The sequence below is a fragment of the Mycobacterium intracellulare ATCC 13950 genome, assembly GCF_000277125.1.
Taxonomy (GTDB): domain Bacteria; phylum Actinomycetota; class Actinomycetes; order Mycobacteriales; family Mycobacteriaceae; genus Mycobacterium; species Mycobacterium intracellulare.
This window is the reverse complement of the sequence record NC_016946.1, coordinates 347,357-365,081: the sequence shown is the minus strand read 5'-3', so window position 1 is coordinate 365,081 and position 17,725 is coordinate 347,357. Positions and strand designations below refer to the sequence as shown.

At 69.7% G+C, this 17,725-nt stretch carries 18 protein-coding genes; 7 read left to right on the top strand and 11 right to left on the bottom strand.

Annotation, left to right across the window (positions count from 1 at the left end):
* Position 1: 1 nt before the first annotated feature.
* The 7 genes from egtA to OCU_RS26740 form a co-directional block, all read right to left on the bottom strand.
* A complete protein-coding gene (gene egtA, locus OCU_RS26770) occupies positions 2 to 1,303 on the bottom strand; it encodes an ergothioneine biosynthesis glutamate--cysteine ligase EgtA (protein ID WP_009955084.1) in 1,302 nt (433 codons plus the stop codon).
* Between the two features lie 179 nt (positions 1,304 to 1,482).
* Entirely contained in the window at positions 1,483 to 2,145 is a 663-nt protein-coding gene (locus OCU_RS26765) for a sensor domain-containing protein (protein ID WP_009955083.1), read from the bottom strand.
* 82 nt (positions 2,146 to 2,227) lie between these two features.
* Positions 2,228 to 2,743, bottom strand: a complete 516-nt coding sequence (locus tag OCU_RS26760) for a hypothetical protein (protein ID WP_008263266.1) — start codon at positions 2,741 to 2,743, stop codon at positions 2,228 to 2,230.
* Positions 2,744 to 2,861: 118 nt separating this feature from the next.
* A complete protein-coding gene (locus tag OCU_RS26755; RefSeq protein ID WP_008263265.1) occupies positions 2,862 to 3,287 on the bottom strand; it encodes a hypothetical protein in 426 nt (141 codons plus the stop codon).
* A 120-nt stretch (positions 3,288 to 3,407) separates the two neighbouring features.
* On the bottom strand, positions 3,408 to 4,538 hold the full coding sequence (locus OCU_RS26750; protein WP_029383897.1) for a DUF4185 domain-containing protein: 1,131 nt from the start codon (positions 4,536 to 4,538) through the stop codon (positions 3,408 to 3,410).
* 8 nt (positions 4,539 to 4,546) lie between these two features.
* Complete coding sequence (locus tag OCU_RS26745) at positions 4,547 to 5,581, bottom strand: aspartate-semialdehyde dehydrogenase (protein WP_009952034.1); 1,035 nt, start codon at positions 5,579 to 5,581, stop codon at positions 4,547 to 4,549.
* A complete protein-coding gene (locus OCU_RS26740; protein ID WP_008263260.1) occupies positions 5,582 to 6,847 on the bottom strand; it encodes an aspartate kinase in 1,266 nt (421 codons plus the stop codon).
* A gap of 247 nt (positions 6,848 to 7,094) precedes the next feature.
* On the opposite strand from OCU_RS26740, the gene leuA reads away from it, so the two are divergent.
* Entirely contained in the window at positions 7,095 to 9,167 is a 2,073-nt protein-coding gene (leuA, locus tag OCU_RS26735; RefSeq protein WP_080587955.1) for a 2-isopropylmalate synthase, read from the top strand.
* 16 nt (positions 9,168 to 9,183) lie between these two features.
* Here leuA and OCU_RS26730 read toward each other — a convergent pair whose 3' ends face one another.
* Entirely contained in the window at positions 9,184 to 10,176 is a 993-nt protein-coding gene (locus OCU_RS26730) for a DEDDh family exonuclease (RefSeq protein WP_008263256.1), read from the bottom strand.
* A gap of 110 nt (positions 10,177 to 10,286) precedes the next feature.
* Between OCU_RS26730 and OCU_RS26725 the strand changes: the two genes are divergently transcribed.
* The 3 genes from OCU_RS26725 to OCU_RS26715 are packed head-to-tail and all read left to right on the top strand — an operon-like array spanning position 10,287 to position 12,651.
* Positions 10,287 to 11,516, top strand: a complete 1,230-nt coding sequence (locus OCU_RS26725; protein ID WP_009952031.1) for a Mur ligase family protein — start codon at positions 10,287 to 10,289, stop codon at positions 11,514 to 11,516.
* 37 nt (positions 11,517 to 11,553) lie between these two features.
* Positions 11,554 to 12,216 carry a type 1 glutamine amidotransferase gene (locus tag OCU_RS26720; protein ID WP_231119542.1) on the top strand — a complete coding sequence of 221 codons (663 nt, stop codon included), beginning with the start codon at positions 11,554 to 11,556 and terminating at the stop codon, positions 12,214 to 12,216.
* 12 nt (positions 12,217 to 12,228) lie between these two features.
* Positions 12,229 to 12,651 carry a hypothetical protein gene (locus OCU_RS26715; protein WP_009952028.1) on the top strand — a complete coding sequence of 141 codons (423 nt, stop codon included), beginning with the start codon at positions 12,229 to 12,231 and terminating at the stop codon, positions 12,649 to 12,651.
* 6 nt (positions 12,652 to 12,657) lie between these two features.
* Here the strand turns inward: OCU_RS26715 and recR are convergent, their stop codons facing one another.
* Positions 12,658 to 13,269: a recombination mediator RecR gene (gene recR / locus OCU_RS26710; RefSeq protein ID WP_008263246.1), complete on the bottom strand. Its 612-nt coding sequence runs from the start codon at positions 13,267 to 13,269 to the stop codon at positions 12,658 to 12,660.
* Positions 13,270 to 13,282: 13 nt separating this feature from the next.
* Entirely contained in the window at positions 13,283 to 13,627 is a 345-nt protein-coding gene (locus OCU_RS26705; RefSeq protein ID WP_026071056.1) for a YbaB/EbfC family nucleoid-associated protein, read from the bottom strand.
* A 98-nt stretch (positions 13,628 to 13,725) separates the two neighbouring features.
* On the opposite strand from OCU_RS26705, the gene OCU_RS26700 reads away from it, so the two are divergent.
* On the top strand, positions 13,726 to 14,487 hold the full coding sequence (locus OCU_RS26700; protein WP_009952026.1) for an Rv3717 family N-acetylmuramoyl-L-alanine amidase: 762 nt from the start codon (positions 13,726 to 13,728) through the stop codon (positions 14,485 to 14,487).
* 14 nt (positions 14,488 to 14,501) lie between these two features.
* On the opposite strand, the gene OCU_RS26695 is transcribed toward OCU_RS26700, so the two are convergent.
* The gene (locus tag OCU_RS26695; RefSeq protein WP_008263240.1) at positions 14,502 to 14,939 is read right to left on the bottom strand and encodes an SRPBCC family protein; all 438 of its coding nucleotides are present in this window, start codon (positions 14,937 to 14,939) and stop codon (positions 14,502 to 14,504) included.
* Positions 14,940 to 15,020: 81 nt separating this feature from the next.
* Between OCU_RS26695 and OCU_RS26690 the strand changes: the two genes are divergently transcribed.
* A complete protein-coding gene (locus OCU_RS26690; protein ID WP_179960098.1) occupies positions 15,021 to 16,412 on the top strand; it encodes an FAD-binding oxidoreductase in 1,392 nt (463 codons plus the stop codon).
* Positions 16,409 to 17,719: a class I SAM-dependent methyltransferase gene (locus OCU_RS26685; protein WP_009952023.1), complete on the top strand. Its 1,311-nt coding sequence runs from the start codon at positions 16,409 to 16,411 to the stop codon at positions 17,717 to 17,719. Before OCU_RS26690 ends, OCU_RS26685 begins: the two co-directional genes overlap by 4 nt.
* Positions 17,720 to 17,725: the final 6 nt, after the last annotated feature.

The following is a 17,725-nucleotide window of genomic DNA, read 5'->3' as shown; positions in this document are numbered from 1 at the left end:
GTCACAGTCCCCCTCGCGCCGCCCGCGACACCTCGGCGGTGACGCCGTGTTCGATCACCCGGTCGGCGAAATCGTCGCCGGGACACCGGCCCTGTTCGACGAGGTCGACCAGCCGCTGCATCGCGTCGCCGACTTCGGCCGGAGCCCTTTCGGCCGCGATGGCCACGCACGCGTTGGCGGCCGCGTAGAGCCGCCGGTCACGCAGCCCGAGCCGGGCCGCGATGTCCCAGGCGGTGGCCACCGGTGCGACGGCCTCGGCCGCGGCGTCGGCCGCGGTCGGGTCATCGAGCAGCGCCACCAGGGTGAACACCACCGCGGGCCACAACGCGTCCGGGACGCTGTCCAGGTAGCGGATTTCCAGCCACTGCCGGGGGCGGACCGGCGGGAACAAGGTCGTCAGGTGGTATTCGAGATCGGCGATGCTGGGGCGGCGATCACCGAGCAACACCCGGCCGTCGACCCAGTCGGCAAAGGGCACCCACTGCGTGACCGCCTCGGCGCCCGGCGTGTGCACCAGCATCACCGGGGCCTTGAGCGCGTAGCGCCCCCAGTCGGTGCCCGGGTCATCGCCGCTGGCGCCCAGGATGGGTCCGCAGCGCGCGGAATCCATCTGCCCCCACACCCGTTGCCGGCTGGAGACCCAGCCGGTGAAGTCGCCGCCCAGCATCGGCGAGTTGGCCGTGATCGCAATCATGGTGGGCCCCAAGGCATGCGCCAGCCGAACCCGAGCCGCCCAGCCCTCGCGCGGCCCGGCGTCGACGTTGACCTGGATCGATGCGGTGGACGTCATCATCGCCGCGCCCGCTTCCCCGGAGCGGCTGGTGGCGAAGAACCTTTCCATGGCGCGGTAGCGGGCGCCGGGGTTGATGCGCTGGGGGGGTCGCAGCGGGTCGGCGCCGAGGAAGACCAGGCCCAGGCCGGCCTCGGCAAACGCCGGCTGGAGCACGGCCTGGTCCCGTCGCATGGCCTCGATCGCGGGCAGGACGCCGTCGGCCGGCGGCCCGGAGAGTTCGACCGCGCCACCGGGTTCCACGGTGATCCTGCTGCCGCCCGGCAGGGCGGGGAGCCCGTCGAGCACCGCGGCGATTTCGTCCCAGCCGGGTCTGCGGTGCGGGGCGGCCGGGTCGTGGCAGTGGGCCTCGAGTTCCAGACCCACCCGTCCCAGCGGGGCGTCCACCAGGCAGCCGTCGGCGATGTATTGCGCGACGGCCGTGGAGTCGGTGAGCTCGGCGATTTTCAGCTCCGGGGCGGGGTCGGCGCCGGTCGACCGCGGAGCCGCCGCAGTGATCGGGGCGAACGTCATATCACGATCCCTTCGGGCCCGGCGAAGGCTGAACACGCACCTGCGGACCGCTTCCCTGCGCAGCTAATCGAACGATATCCGGCACTACTTCGTCTAGTGCTTCATCTATCAGACGCCCCCGACATATTCCCCTCCCGCGCTGATGGCCAGACGGCAAGGACGGATACCCGATCGCTGCGCTACTGACCCAGCGCGTTCTGCATCGCCCCAGCTAGCACGTTCACGGCGGGCCCGGCGTTGCCGGGCTGACACACTTTCGCCTGCAGCAACACGTTTTCGCGCAGCCTGGTTTGATCGAAGCAGCGCCGATCGGTGCCCGCCTCCTGCTTGGTCCAGTTCTCGTCGGCGGGCCCGGCCGGCCCGCCGTCGAAGGACCACACCTGCGTGCTGCCGTTGTCCAGGTGTATCGCGGTCGTCTGACCGGAACAGCCGACCGTTCGATCCACCACCCGATGAAATGCCCGGGCCGCGGCGTCCGGGGTGGCGAACACCCCGACCGCCTGCTTGACCAGGTGCGTTTGATCATTCGCCGACGTCTGCGTGACGGCCCCGTTGAACGACGCCAGATCGGGATCGTCGTAGACCTCGGACAGCCCGATGTCCGCCCAGTTGTTGCACTCCGGGAGGTCCACCCAGGGGCCCTGTCCGGGCTGGGTGAACACCGACTCCCAGCCCATGGGTCCGCCGACGATGTTGCCGACCGACCCCTTGCCCAGGACGGCGTAGTTCACCACGCCCGGCTCCGACGGGTGCGCGGCGGCGACTGCGGGCGCGACGGTGCCCGCCACCGCGAACCCGACGGTGAGTACGGCGCGGTGCACCTGCGTGGCCCGCATGGTCATGAGGCGATCATGCCAAACGCCCCGACGTTCGGTCAGCCCCCGTCAAGCGCCGGCCTTGTGCGCCAAGCGTTTCGCGACCGCGTCAGGGGCGCGGCGCCGGCGAGCCGGGAGCCGGGCTGACGGCCGTCGGCTGACCGGGTCCGCTGATGCCGGGGCCGGAGACGGGACCGCCGGGCCCGCCCGGGCCGCCCGGGGGCATCGGAACGATCAAACCGGGGCCGCCGGGACCGGGCCCCCAGGGCCCATTGTCGGGCCCGGGACCACCGGGGCCGCCGTACCACGATCCGGGACCACCGGGACCGGGTCCCCAGGGGCCATTGCCCGGCCCGGGGCCGGGTCCCCACGGCCCGTTGCCCGGGCCGGGGCCGCCCGGGTGGAACATGCCGTGGTGATGGTGGCAGTGGTAGTGGTGCTTCCAAATGAAGGCGCCGACGAAGAACACCGAGGAGAGGATGAACACGATGCCCGCGACGATCACCACCCAGGCTGCCGCCGTGTAGAGCCGCGGCGGCTTGACCCGCGGCGGCGGTGGCGGCGCGGGCGGAGTGGTCGCGGCGGCGGGGGTCGGCTCGGCTTGCGGTTCGGGTGTCTCGCTCATGCCATGCCATATTGCCCCGCACGCGATGTCCGGAACAGGCCCCGGCGGCAAATTGCCTGGAATCGAGACGTGGCCCGACGCTCGATGAGAGCGCCGGGCCACGAGTGGGTTGGGGGTTTTAGTTGGTCAGCACAATGACGCTGGGGGCCTGCCCCGGCGCTGCGTGCGAGGCCGCCGCGGAGTGGAAGATCGACGCCGGGAGCTGTCCCGGGGCCATGCCGCTGGGCCGCACGGGCGACGGACTGGCGGGCGCGGTGGTCGCGCCCGGGCCCGTGGGTGCGCCCGGGCCGCCCTGGGTGCCGCCGCCCGGTCCACCGGGCCCGCCGGGGCCGCGGTGATGCAGCATCGCGTGGTGGTGGTGCTTGTGGTGGTGATGGCCGTGATGGCCGCCGCGGTGGCCGAGGATGAAGCCGGTGAAGAAGATGACCGCGACGATGAACACGATCCCGGCGACGATGGCGACCCACGCGGCGAGTTGGAAGACCCGCGGGGCCCGATAGGCCGCTGCAGCGGCGGCCGGTGCAGTTGCGGTGGAGGTCCGCACGGTGGGGGTTTCAGGTGTTTCACTCATGAGACAAATGATGAAGCCGTTAACAGTAGTGGCGGCTATGCGCTACTTATGTAGGAGCTGTGAACCATCGCCGCCGCTCAGCGGGCGAAGCGCCTACTCGGGCTTGAACGGATTGACCGCGAACTGGATGACCCGGTACGGCGCGGCCACTCGCGCGCGGGTGTCCCACTGGCTCACGAAGATTCGCAGCTCGTCCAGCGTGGAACCGGGCGAGATGTAGCCGCCGTACGGTTGCGCGAGCCGGTTGTCGTACGGCGGCGGCAGGCTTTCCGCGGGCTCCGGCCACTCGTCGTGCTGCACCACCGTGGTGACCGGCGCGTCACCCAGCGCCGTCGGGTCGTCGGCCACCCGGACCTCCATGTTGCCCGTGACGGCATTGAAGTAGGACAACACGGCCTTGCCGTCGATCTGCCTGATGCACATCTCGCCCACCGCGTCCGGCCACAGCGGTGTCGGCGGCTTGCCCCACCCCCCGCTCGCGCCGGCCGCCCAGCCCTGCCAGCGGGACCGGTCGGTGAACGTTTGCGGTGTGGCGCGATACAGGACCACGGGGTCCCGACGGGTGAAGCTGTCGGCCACGATGTACACCCATCCGCTCGGCGATTCCGGGGTCGGGATCGGGTCGTAATACCCGCTGATCTGCGTCTGCGAGCCGCCTTGATACGAGGCGGGCCGCTTCGAACCCGGGATCGTCTGCCAGCCCGCGCGCGCCGGTTCGGCGGTCACCAGCCGGGAGCTCTGCGGCTCCAGGTCCTTCGTCGTCGTCACCATCAGGTAGTTGCGCCGGTTGATCTGCACCACCCCGGCGGGCAGTTGCGAGGAATCCGGCGGAGCGGGGTCGGCCAGCAGCGGGTGGGCTATCCCGGTGACGCCGGTGTAGCGCACCCCGGCCGGGTCGTCGACCGACGCGGTGTCGACGTGCAGCGCGACGGGCGCATACCAGCCGCCGAACCCGACGCCCTGGCCGGCGAAGCTGTCGCCGCAGACCTGCAGCAGTTCGGTGGGGAATTCGACGAATTCACACAGGTCGGTCGCGCCGATGCCGTAATCGCCTGTGGGAGTTCCGGTTCCGGCGGTCGGACCGATCCGCAGCACCTGACCGGGCGCCAGCGGCTGCAGGATTGGTTCCGGGGCGGGCGCCGGCGGATCGGCATGCGCGGCCCAAAACCATTGCGGCGCAAGCAAAGATGCCACAAGTAGCGAGAACCGCGTCGCGGAACTCACTCGCGGATTCACAACTCGGCGGCGAGTAACTCGGCGATCTGGATGGTGTTCAGCGCCGCCCCCTTGCGCAGGTTGTCTCCCGAGACGAACAGGGCCAGGCCGCGGCCGTCGGGCACCCCCGGATCCTGCCGGATCCGGCCGACGAGGGATTCGTCGGCGCCGGCGGCCGCCAACGGGGTCGGCACGTCGACCACCTTGACGCCGGGCGCGCCGTCGAGCAGCTCGCGGGCGCGCTGCGGCGACAGCGGCCGCGCGAACTCGGCGTTGATCGACAGCGAGTGCCCGGTGAACACCGGCACTCGCACGCAGGTGCCGCTGACCGCCAGGTCGGGGATGCCGAGGATCTTGCGGCTCTCGTGGCGCAGCTTCTGGTCCTCGTCGGTCTCGCCGGACCCGTCGTCCTCCAACGATCCGGCCAGCGGCACGACGTTGAAGGCGATGGGCGCCACGTAGGTCTTGGGCGCCGGGAACTGCACGGCGCCGCCGTCCTGCACCAGCTGCTCGGCGTCGTCGACGACCGCGCGGGCCTGCGTGGACAGCTCCTGGACTCCGGCGATCCCGCTGCCGGAGACCGCCTGATAGCTCGACACCACCAGCCGTTGCAGGCCGGCCTCGTCGTGCAGCACCTTGAGCACCGGCATTGCGGCCATGGTCGTGCAGTTCGGGTTGGCGATGATGCCCTTCGGCCGGTTGGCGGCATCGCGGGCGAAGTTCACCTCGGAGACCACCAGCGGCACGTCGGGGTCCTTGCGCCAGGCCGACGAGTTGTCGATCACCGTCACCCCGGCCGCGGCGAACCGCGGCGCCTGCACCAGCGACATCGTCTTGCCGGCGGAGAACAACGCGATGTCCAGCCCGCTGGGGTCGGCCGTTGCGGCGTCTTCGACCTCGATCTCCTGGCCGCGGAACTCCAACTTGCGGCCCTGCGAGCGCGCCGACGCGAAGAACCGCACCGACGTCGCGGGGAAGTCCCGCTCGTCGAGCAACCTGCGCATCACCTGGCCGACCTGGCCGGTGGCGCCCACCACACCGATGGCAACCATCTATCTACCCGTCCCCGCATACACCGTCGCCGACTCCTCGCCGCCGAGCCCGAACGCCTCGTGCAACGCCACGACGGCCTTGTCCAGTTCCGTGTCGCGGCACAGCACCGAGATGCGGATCTCGGAGGTGGAGATCAGCTCGATGTTGACGCCCACCTCGGCCAGGGACTCGCAGAAGGTGGCGGTGACCCCGGGGTGGCTGCGCATGCCCGCCCCGATCAGCGACACCTTGCCGACGTGGTCGTCGTAGAGCAGCTGGCTGAACCCGATCTCGTCCTTGAGCGCGTCGAGCTTGGCCACCGCGGTGGGCCCGCTGTCGCGCGAGCAGGTGAAGGTGATGTCGGTCTTGCCGTCCTCGACCTTGGAGACGTTCTGCAACACCATGTCGATGTTCACGTCGGCGTCGGCGAGCGCCCGGAAGACGCGGGCGGCATATCCGGGGATGTCGGGGATGCCGACGACGGTCACCTTGGCCTCGCTGCGGTCGTGCGCGACTCCGGTCAGGATGGGGTCTTCCATGGCTATGTCCTTGATCGATCCGACGACGACGGTGCCTGGGTTTTCCGAATACGAGGATCGGACGTGCACCGGAATGTTGTAGCGGCGCGCGTATTCCACGCAGCGCAGCATCAAAACCTTGGCGCCGCAAGCCGCCATCTCGAGCATTTCTTCGAAGGTGACCGTGTCCAGCTTGCGGGCGTTGTGCACGATCCTGGGGTCGGCGCTGAAGATGCCGTCGACGTCGGTGTAGATCTCGCAGACGTCGGCGCGCAGCGCCGCGGCCAGCGCCACCGCGGTGGTGTCCGAGCCGCCGCGGCCCAGCGTGGTGACGTCCCGGGTGTCCTGGCTGACGCCCTGGAACCCGGCCACCAGCACGACGCGTCCCTCGTCGAGCGCGGCCTGCAGCCGCCCCGGCGTGACGTCGATGATCTTGGCGTTGCCGTGGGTACCGGTGGTGATCACGCCGGCCTGCGAACCCGTGAACGAGCGGGCCTGCGCACCGAGCGATTCGATGGCCATCGCGACCAGGGCATTGGAGATGCGCTCACCGGCGGTCAGCAGCATGTCGAGTTCGCGCGGCGGCGGGGCCGGGCACACCTGCTGGGCCAGGTCCATCAGGTCGTCGGTGGTATCACCCATGGCGGAGACGACGACGACGACGTCGTTGCCCTGCTTCTTGGTAGCGACGATGCGCTCGGCCACGCGCCGGATCCGATCGGCGTTCGCCACTGAGGATCCGCCGTACTTCTGCACGACGAGCGCCACGTTTTTCCCTGCCTCTCCGGCCCTGGGCACTGCAATTTCGGGGATAAGTCCACAACAGAATACGTGCCGCCGCATGGTGATTTACGTCGCGATACCCGGTCGCCCGGAGCGCGGATTCGCTGCGGTCTCGGCGCCATTTTTACCAACGCGCTAAAAGCGGTAAAGTGCAGGACGTGCAGCGGGTGCTCCTCCTCGGACGCCGCGACGGGGTCTGATCCAGACCGGCTTCCCGTCGCGGGTGTTCGCGATGCGCCGGTCTGAGGTTCCTTCTGATATCCCCGGAGCAATTACCGTGACTTCCAATTCCGACGCATTCAGCTCGACACGCAGCATCGTCAAACCCGCGGGCCCGCCGGGGCCCGGGCAGCCCGCATGGAACCCCCAGCGCGGCTCGTCGATGCCGGTCAGCCGGTACCGGCCCTTCGCCGAAGAGGTCGAGCCGATCCGGCTCGCCGATCGCACCTGGCCCGACCGGGTCATCACCAGCGCGCCGCTGTGGTGCGCGGTGGACCTGCGCGACGGCAACCAGGCGCTGATCGACCCGATGAGCCCGGCCCGCAAGCGCCGCATGTTCGATCTGCTGGTCCGCATGGGCTACAAGGAGATCGAGGTCGGGTTCCCGTCGGCCAGCCAAACCGACTTCGACTTCGTCCGCGAGATCATCACCGACGGCGCCATCCCCGACGACGTCACCATCCAGGTGCTGACCCAGTGCCGGCCGGAACTGATCGAGCGCACGTTCGAGGCGTGCCAGGGCGCGCCGCAGGCCATCGTGCACTTCTACAACTCGACGTCAATCCTGCAGCGCCGCGTCGTATTTCGCGCCGAGAAGGCCGCGGTGCAAGACATCGCGACCGCGGGCGCCCGCAAGTGCGTCGAGGAGGCCGCCAAGTACCCGGGCACGCGGTGGCGGTTCGAGTATTCGCCGGAGTCCTACACCGGAACCGAGCTGGAGTACGCCAAGCAGGTGTGCGACGCCGTCGGCGAAATCATCGGGCCCACACCGGAAAACCCGATCATCTTCAACCTGCCCGCCACCGTGGAGATGGCCACCCCGAACGTCTACGCCGATTCGATCGAGTGGATGAGCCGCAACCTGGCCAACCGGGAATCGGTCATCCTGAGCCTGCATCCTCACAACGACCGCGGAACCGCCGTTGCCGCAGCGGAATTGGGCTACCAGGCGGGTGCCGACCGGATCGAGGGCTGCCTGTTCGGCAACGGTGAGCGCACCGGCAACGTCTGCCTGGTGACGCTGGGGCTGAACCTGTTCTCGCGCGGCGTGGACCCGCAGATCGACTTCTCCAACATCGACGAGATCCGCCGCACGGTGGAGTACTGCAACCAGCTGCCGGTCCACGAGCGCCACCCCTACGGCGGTGACCTGGTCTACACCGCGTTCTCCGGTAGCCACCAGGACGCCATCAACAAGGGCCTGGACCAGATGAAGGTCGACGCGGATGCCGCGGACACCGACGTCGAGGACATGCTCTGGCAGGTGCCGTATCTGCCGATCGACCCCAAGGATGTCGGGCGCACCTACGAGGCGGTGATCCGGGTCAACTCGCAGTCCGGCAAGGGCGGGGTGGCCTACATCATGAAGGCCGATCACGGCCTGGCCCTGCCGCGGCGGCTGCAGATCGAGTTCTCCCAGGTGGTGCAGAAGATCACCGACGGCGAGGGCGGCGAGGTCTCGCCGAAGGAGATGTGGGACGCGTTCTCCGAGGAGTATCTGGCCCCGGTGTGGCCGCTGGAGCGGGTGAAGCAGCGGGTCGACGCTTCGGAGGAGGACAGCGGCGTCACCAGCATCGCCGCGACCGTCAAGATCAACGGGGTGGAGACCGAGATCAGTGGGTCCGGCAACGGCCCGCTGGCCGCGTTCGTCCACGCGCTGGGCGATGTCGGATTCGACGTGGCCGTGCTGGATTACTCCGAGCACGCGATGAGTTCCGGTGACGACGCGCAGGCCGCGGCCTACGTGGAGGCGTCGGTGTCGATCGCGAGCGCGGCGGAGCCGGGCGAAGCGGGTCGGCGCCCATCGGGTCCGGTGTCGATCGCGAGCGCGGCGGAGCCGGGCGAAGCGGGTCGGCGCCCATCGGGTCCGGTGTCGATCGCGAGCGCGGCGGAGCCGGGCGAAGCGGGTCGGCACCCATCGGATCCGGTGTCGATCGCGAGCGCGGCGGAGCCGGGCGAAGCGGGTCGGCACCCATCGGGTCCGGTGGGCGCTCGCACGGTGTGGGGTGTCGGCATCGCGCCGTCGATCACCACAGCGTCGCTGCGTGCGGTCGTGTCGGCGGTCAACCGCGCGGCTCGCGCCTGATCAGACTCGCGCCTGATCAGAAGAGCGCGAGCTGCGGGTCGGAGTTGGTGGTGTCGGCGAATTCATCCATGCTGGTGCCGCCGATGACGGCTCGGACGCAGTCCATGAAGGTCGCGTCGGAGATCACCGGCACCCCCAACTTCCGGGCCAGATAGCCCTTGCCCTGCTCGGGCGCGGGGTCGTTGCAGACCACCAGCGAGGTCTCCCGGTCGACGGCCTCGCTGTAGGCCAGACCGGCGTGCAGGATCCGCTCGACGAGTTCCTCGTGGGTGCGGCCGACCTCGGCGGCCAGCGCCACCCGCATGCCCTGGACGAGGGGCCGCCCGCCCACGTAGGGGCCGGGGTTGAGATACGGGCAGGGCATCCGGGAGGCCAGCACCTTCAGCGGCCGCAGCTCGTCGTGGGTCACCCGGCCGTTCGGCCAGCGGCGCCGGGTCACCGGATGCACCGGCAGCCAGACGTCGCCGTCGCGGGCCAGCTTGAGCGCCGAGGCCAGCACTCCGGTCAGCACCATGGCGTCGTCGAAGGCGTCGTGGGGGCGCTCCTGGGTCACGCTCCAATGCGCCGCCAGCGTCTCCAGCCGCAGGTTGTCGACGCCGAGGTCCAGCCGCCGGGCCAGCTCGACCGTGCACATCACCGAGTCGACGGGAAGTTCGATGTCGGCGAGTTCGGCCTCGGCCGCAAGAAAGGCGTAGTCGAACGCCACGTTGTGGGCCACCAGCGTGCGGCCGCGCAGCACGTCGATCACGTCTGGAGCGATGTCGGCGAACTGCGGTTGGTCTTCCAGCATGGCGGCGGTCAGACCGTGCACGTGAGTGGGCCCCGGATCGACGCCGGGGTTGAGCAGGCTCACCACCGACTGTTCGACCTCGCCGTCGGCGTCCAGACCGAGCACCGCGAGGCTGATGATCCGCGCCTGACCTGGCCGGAAACCCGAGGTTTCGACGTCGATCACGGCCCAGCCCGCGTCCGGCTCGCTGGCAGGCCGCCCCCAGCACACCGCGCTCATGCACTGAGGATGGCACGGCCGACCGACATCATCGGTGTCACGCGGCGCCGTGTCGGGTGGGAAATCGGTGCGGGAATCCAACGCGGGCCGCACACATTTAAACTTCCCGGGTGGTCACCACCCGCGCCCGCCTGGCCCTCGCCGCGGGAGCGAGCGCGCGCTGGGCGTCGCGGGTGACCGGCCGCGGGGCCGGCGCGATGATCGGCGGGCTGATCGCGATGACGCTGGACCGCTCGGTTCTCCGGCAGCTCGCCGCCGGGCGGCGCACGGTCGTCGTTACCGGCACCAACGGCAAATCGACCACCACCCGGATGACGTCGGCCGCGCTGGCGACGCTGGGCCCGGTCGCCACCAACGCCGAGGGCGCCAACATGGACGCCGGCCTGGTGGCGGCGCTGGCCGCCAACCGGCAGGCGTCCCTGGCCGCGCTGGAAGTCGACGAAATGCACGTCCCCCACGTTTCCGACGCCGTCGAGCCCAGCGTCGTCGTGCTGCTCAACCTGTCGCGCGACCAGCTGGACCGGGTCGGCGAGATCAACGTCATCGAACGAACCCTGCGCGCGGGCCTGGCCCGACACCCGAACGCGGTGGTGGTGGCCAACTGCGACGACGTGCTGATGACGTCGGCCGCCTACGACAGCCCCAACGTGGTGTGGGTGGCCGCCGGGGGTTCGTGGTCGAACGACTCGGTGAGCTGCCCGCGCAGCGGCGAGGTCATCGTCCGCGAGCGCGGCCACTGGTTCTCCACCGGCGCCGACTTCAAGCGGCCCAGCCCGCAGTGGTGGTTCGACGATCACACGCTGCACGGCCCGGACGGGTTGTCCCTGCCGATGCGGTTGACGCTGCCGGGCGCGGTGAACCGGGGCAACGCCGCCCAGGCCGTGGCCGCCGCGGTCGCCCTGGGCGCGGATCCGGCGGCGGCGGTCGCGGCCGTCTCGTCCGTCGACGAGGTCGCGGGGCGCTACCGGACCGTCCGCGTCGGCGAGCACGAGGTGCGGATGCTGCTGGCCAAGAATCCGGCAGGCTGGCAGGAGGCGCTGTCGATGGTGGACAAGCGCGCCGCCGGGGTCGTCATCTCCGTCAACGGCCAGGTGCCTGACGGGGAGGACCTGTCGTGGTTGTGGGACGTGCGTTTCGAACACTTCGAGCAGACGGAAGTCGTGGCCGCCGGCGAGCGCGGCACCGACCTCGCGGTGCGCCTCGGCTACGCGGGGGTCGAGCACACCTTGGTGCACGACACCGTCGCCGCGATCGCGTCGTGCCCACCCGGGCGGGTTGAGGTTGTCGCCAATTACACCGCGTTCCTCCAGCTGCAACGAGCGTTGGCGCGCCGTGGCTGACTCGACGGTGCGGATCGGGCTGGTCCTGCCCGACGTGATGGGCACCTACGGCGACGGCGGCAACGCCCTGGTGTTGCGCCAGCGGCTACTGCTGCGCGGCATCCCCGCCGAGATCGTCGAGATCACCCTGGCCGACCCGGTGCCGGAGTCGTTGGACCTCTACACGCTGGGCGGGGCCGAGGATTATGCGCAACGGCTGGCCACCCGTCACCTGATCAAGCACCCGGGCCTGCAGCGCGCCGCGGAACGCGGCGCGCCGGTGCTGGCGATCTGCGCGGCCGTCCAGGTGCTCGGGCACTGGTACGAGACCTCGGCCGGGGAACGCGTGGACGGCGTGGGCATGCTGGACGCGACGACGTCGCCGCAAGCGGCGCGCACCATCGGCGAGCTGGCGACCAGGCCGCTGTTGGCGGGCCTGACCGAGCGCCTCACCGGGTTCGAGAACCACCGCGGGGGCACCGTGCTGGGCCCGTCGGCGTCGCCGCTGGGCGCGGTGGTCAAGGGCGCCGGCAACCGGTCCGGGGACGGATTCGACGGCGCGGTGCAGGGCAGCGTGATCGCGACGTACATGCACGGGCCGTGCCTGGCCCGCAACCCGCAGCTGGCCGACCTGCTGCTGGGTTCGGTGGTCGGTGAGCTGCCGCCGCTGCCGATGCCGGAAGTGGACCTGCTGCGCCGCGAGCGGTTAGCGGCGCGCTAGGGGGTTGCCGAGATGACGAAGATCCGCCCGAGACTGGCCGCCGGTGCCGCACTGGTCGCCGCGTTCGTCGCGTCGTCGGCGCCGTCGCACGCCAGCCCGGAAGTGCTCAACGGCCGGTACAACGTGCTCTACGCGGACAACGACAAGCCGACCGCCTGGCTGTTCGTCCCGTGCGGGTCGGACTGCACCCTGGCGACCTCCCAGGATGGCGGGACGTTCGTCATCAGCTGGGAGTTCCACCTCGCCGACGGGCGGTGGACGCACAGCGGCACGTCCCAGGCGCCGTGCCCGAACGGCGCGTCCGCTCCGGTGACCGTCAACTACAGCTTCGACGCCGTGTCGCTCGCCGGCGAGGGCCAGCAGACGACGACGGACGCGTGCGGCCCGGAGGTGGGCAGGACCTTTACCAGGTCGTTCCAATTGAGCAAGGCCTGACGAACGTCAGACCATGGCCCGGCGGCCGGCCAGCGCGCGGCCGAGCGTCAGCTCGTCGGCGAACTCCAGGTCACCGCCCATCGGCAGCCCGGAGGCGATCCGCGTCACGGTCAGGCCGGGGATGTCACGCAGCATCCGCACCAGGTAGGTGGCCGTCGCCTCGCCCTCGGTGTTCGGGTCGGTGGCGATGATCACCTCGGTGATGTCGACGTCGTCGACCCGCTCCCCGATCCGGCTCAGCAGCTCGCGGATCCGCAGCTGGTCGGGCCCCACCCCGGACAGCGGATCGAGCGCCCCGCCCAGCACGTGATAGCGGCCGCGGAATTCGCGGGTGCGCTCGACGGCCTGCACGTCCTTCGGTTCCTCGACGACGCAAACCTGCGACCCGTCCCGCCGCGGATCGGCGCAGATCCGGCACCGTTCGTTGTCGGAGACGTTGCCGCACACCGCACAGAACCGCACGCCGTCGCGCACCTTGGCCAGCACCGCGGTCAGCCGGTCGATGTCCGGCGGCTCAACCGACAGCAGGTGGAAGGCGATGCGCTGGGCGCTCTTGGGCCCGATGCCGGGCAGCTTGCCCAGCTCGTCGATCAAATCCTGGACGGGTCCTTCGAACATGTCAGGGCGGGATCTAAATCCCCGGCGCCGGCGCGGGCGGTTGCCCCGGCGGCGGCCCGAACCCACCGGCCAGCGACCCGAGCCGCTCCTGCGCCATCCGGGTGACCTGCTTGGACGCGTCGGCCATGGCGCCGACGATCAAGTCCTGCAGGGTCTCGACGTCCGACGGGTCGACGACGGAGGGATCGATCTTCACGGCGACCACCTCGCCGCTGCCCTTGACGACGACGCTGACCAAACCCCCACCGGCTTGACCATGCACCTCAGCGTTCGCCAGCTGCTGCTGGGCCTCCATGAGCTTTTGCTGCATCTGCTGCGCCTGGGCCAGCAGCGCCGACATATCGCCTCCGGGTTGCATGACAGTCCCCTCGCATCTTGGTCTCGACTTGATTTCGCTCGTGAGTCTCCGGCGATTCGGAACACCCAGCGTAAACCGCGCGCCGTTACCTTTGCGCCGTGGACCTACGACTGAGCAGACGTGTCGGGATCAAATTGGCGGTCGGCGCGCTCGTTGCCGCCTCGACGGCGATCACCCCGGCCGCGTGGGGGGTTCCCTCCAACATCGCCGGCATGGTGGTTTTCATCGATCCGGGTCACAACGGCTCCAACGACGCGTCGATCAGCCGGCAGGTGCCCACCGGCCGCGGCGGCACCAAGGACTGCCAGGCCAGCGGGACGGCGTCCGCCGCCGGCTATCAGGAGCACACCTTCACCTGGGACACCGCGCTGCGGGTCCGCGCCGAGTTGACCGCGCTGGGAGTGCGGACCGCCCTGGCACGCGCCAACGACACCGGGCTGGGGCCCTGCGTCGACGAGCGCGCCAGCATGGCCAACGCGCTGCACCCCAACGCGATCCTGTCCATCCACGCCGACGGCGGCCCGCCGTCCGGGCGCGGGTTCCACGTCAACTATTCGGCGCCGCCGCTCAACCAGGCGCAGGCCGGGCCTTCGGTGCAGTACGCCCGCATCATGCGCGACCAGATGCAGGCGTCGGGCATCCCGCCGGCCAACTACATCGGGCAGAACGGGCTGTACGGACGCTCGGACCTCGCCGGCCTGAACCTCGCGCAGTACCCGTCGGTTCTGGTCGAGTGCGGCAACATGAAGAACCCCGCGGACTCGGCGCTGATGCAGTCCGCGGAAGGCCGGCAGAAATACGCCGACGCGATGGTCCGCGGCGTCGCGGGTTTCCTGGCCTCGCAGGGCCAGGCGCGCTGATCGCCCGCCCGGCGCTAGCCTTCGAGTTCCTTCTTCAGGTTGGCCAGCACCTCGCCCTGAATCCTCTTCAGCCCCAAGGGCGCAAAGGTCTTTTCGAAGAAGCCCTTGACGCCGCCCGCGCCGGTCCAGGTGGTCTTCACGGTGACGCTGGAGCCCGGCCCGGCGGGCGCCACCGTCCAGTTGATCACCATGGTCGAGTTGGCGTCCTTCTCGATGACGGTGTGCCCGGCCACGTCCACGTTGACCTGCACGTCGCGGACGCGTGATCTGGTGGCCTGCAGCCTCCACTTGGCGACCGTGCCCGCCCCCTGCCCGCCCTGCAGCACCTGGTAGTCGCTGTACTGCGGCGAGAGAATTTTCGGACGCACCGTCTGATAATCCGCGACGGCGGCCAGGGTCGCCGCAGGCTCGGCATTGATCAAGATGGTGCTGTCGGCGCTCACCTGTCCCAAGGCGACCCCTCCTCGTGATGAATTCCCCGGCGCCGCCGCTCGCGACGGATGCACGGGCTGTTGTCGAAGACTAGGGTATATGTGGTGCCTGTCCTTGGATCTGCACTCTCGGCCCACAAGTCGGGCGTTGACCGGCTGCTGGCAAGCTATCGATCCATTCCCGCAACGTCCGCGGTCCGGCTGGCCAAACCGACGTCAAACCTGTTCCGCGCCCGCACCAAACGTGACGCGCCCGGCTTGGACACCTCGGGGCTGACCGGCGTCCTGAGCGTGGATCCCGAAACCCGCACCGCGGACGTCGCCGGCATGTGCACCTACGCGGACCTGGTCGCCGCAACGCTGCCCTACGGCCTGTCGCCGCTGGTCGTCCCGCAGCTGAAGACCATCACCCTCGGCGGGGCGGTCAGCGGCCTGGGGATCGAGTCGGCGTCGTTTCGCAACGGGCTGCCGCACGAATCGGTGCTGGAGATGGATATCCTCACCGGCGCTGGCGATTTGCTCACCGCATCACGTACCCAGCACCCGGACCTGTTCCGCGCCTTCCCGAATTCCTATGGGACACTGGGGTATTCGACCCGGCTTCGGATCGAGCTGGAACCCGTCGCACCGTTCGTCGCGCTGCGCCACATCCGCTTCCGCTCGCTGCCCGCGCTGATCGCCGCGGCCGAACGCATCGTCGACACCGGCGGGCAGGGCGGAACCCCGGTCGACTACCTCGACGGGGTGGTCTTCAGCGCCGACGAAAGCTACCTGTGCGTGGGCCGGCGGACCACCACCCCCGGCCCGGTCAGCGACTACACCGGCAAGGACATCTACTACCAGTCCATCCGGCACGACGCCCCGGGCATGGATGCGACCAAGGATGACCGGCTGACCATCCACGACTACTTCTGGCGCTGGGACACCGATTGGTTCTGGTGCTCGCGCGCGTTCGGCGTGCAGGACCCGCGGGTGCGACGCTTCTGGCCGCGCCGTTATCGGCGCAGCAGCTTCTACTGGAAGCTGATTTCCCTGGACCGGCGCTTCGGGATCTCCGACCGCATCGAGGCGCGCAACGGGCGGCCCCCACGCGAACGGGTGGTGCAAGACATCGAGATTCCAATCGAACGGACCTGCGACTTCCTGGAGTGGTTCCTGGACAACGTGCCAATCACGCCAATCTGGTTGTGCCCGTTGCGCCTTCGCGACCGCGACGGCTGGCCGTTGTACCCGATGCGGCCGGATCACACGTACGTCAACGTCGGCTTCTGGTCGTCGGTGCCGGGGGGCGCGACCGAGGGCGCCGCCAACCGGATGATCGAAGAAAAGGTGAGCGAACTCGACGGGCACAAGTCCCTGTACTCCGATTCCTTCTACTCCCGCGAGGACTTCGACGAGCTGTACGGCGGCGAGGCCTACAACACCGTCAAGAAAACCTACGACCCCGATTCTCGTTTACTCGACCTCTACGCAAAGGCGGTGCAACGGCGATGACGACTACCAAGGAACCCCACCGCACGTCGCACGGGAAACTGAGCATGGCAGAGATCCTGGAGGTCTTCGCCGCCACCGGCCGACATCCGCTGAAGTTCACCGCCTACGACGGCAGCATCGCCGGCAACGAGGACGCCGAACTGGGCCTGGACCTTCGCAGCCCCCGCGGCGCCACCTATCTGGCGACCGCCCCCGGCGAACTCGGCCTCGCCCGCGCCTACGTGTCGGGCGACCTGCAGGCGTACGGCGTTCATCCGGGCGACCCGTACCAACTGCTCAAGACGCTCACCGATCGGGTGGAATTCAAGCGGCCCCCGGTGCGGGTGCTGGCCAACGTCGTGCGGTCGCTGGGGTTCGAGCGGTTGCTGCCGGTTGCGCCGCCCCCGCAGGAGGCGCTGCCAAGGTGGCGGCGCATCGCCGACGGGCTGATGCACACGAGGACCCGCGACGCCGAGGCCATCCACCACCACTACGACGTGTCCAACACCTTCTACGAATTGGTGTTGGGGCCGTCGATGACCTACACCTGCGCGGTGTATCCCGATGCCGACGCGACACTCGAACAGGCGCAGGAGAACAAGTACCGGCTGATCTTCGAGAAGCTGCGGCTGAAGGCCGGCGACCGGCTGCTCGACGTCGGCTGCGGCTGGGGCGGCATGGTGCGCTACGCGGCCCGGCGCGGCGTCCGGGCCACCGGCGCCACCCTGTCGGCCGAACAGGCGAAGTGGGCGCAGAAGGCGATCGCCGAGGAAGGCCTTGCGGACCTGGCCGAGGTGCGCCACACCGACTATCGGGACGTGGGCGAGGCGGCGTTCGACGCCGTGTCCTCGATCGGGCTGACCGAGCACATCGGCGTCAAGAATTACCCCGCCTACTTCGGCTTCTTGAAGTCGAAGCTGCGCACCGGCGGCCTGCTGCTCAATCACTGCATCACCCGCCACGACAACACGTCGACGTCGTTCGCGGGCGGATTCACCGATCGCTATGTCTTCCCGGACGGGGAGCTGACCGGCTCGGGCCGCCTCACCTGCGACGTCCAGGACTGCGGCTTCGAGGTGCTGCACGCGGAGAACTTCCGCCACCACTACGCGATGACGCTGCGCGACTGGTGCCGGAATCTGGTCGAGAACTGGGACGCCGCGGTCAGCGAGGTCGGCCTGCCGACCGCGAAGGTCTGGGGCCTGTACATGGCGGCGTCACGGGTTGCGTTCGAGCAGAACAACCTTCAGCTGCATCACGTGCTGGCGGCCAAGACCGACGCGCGGGGCGACGACGACCTGCCGCTGCGGCCGTGGTGGACGGCCTGACGGTCT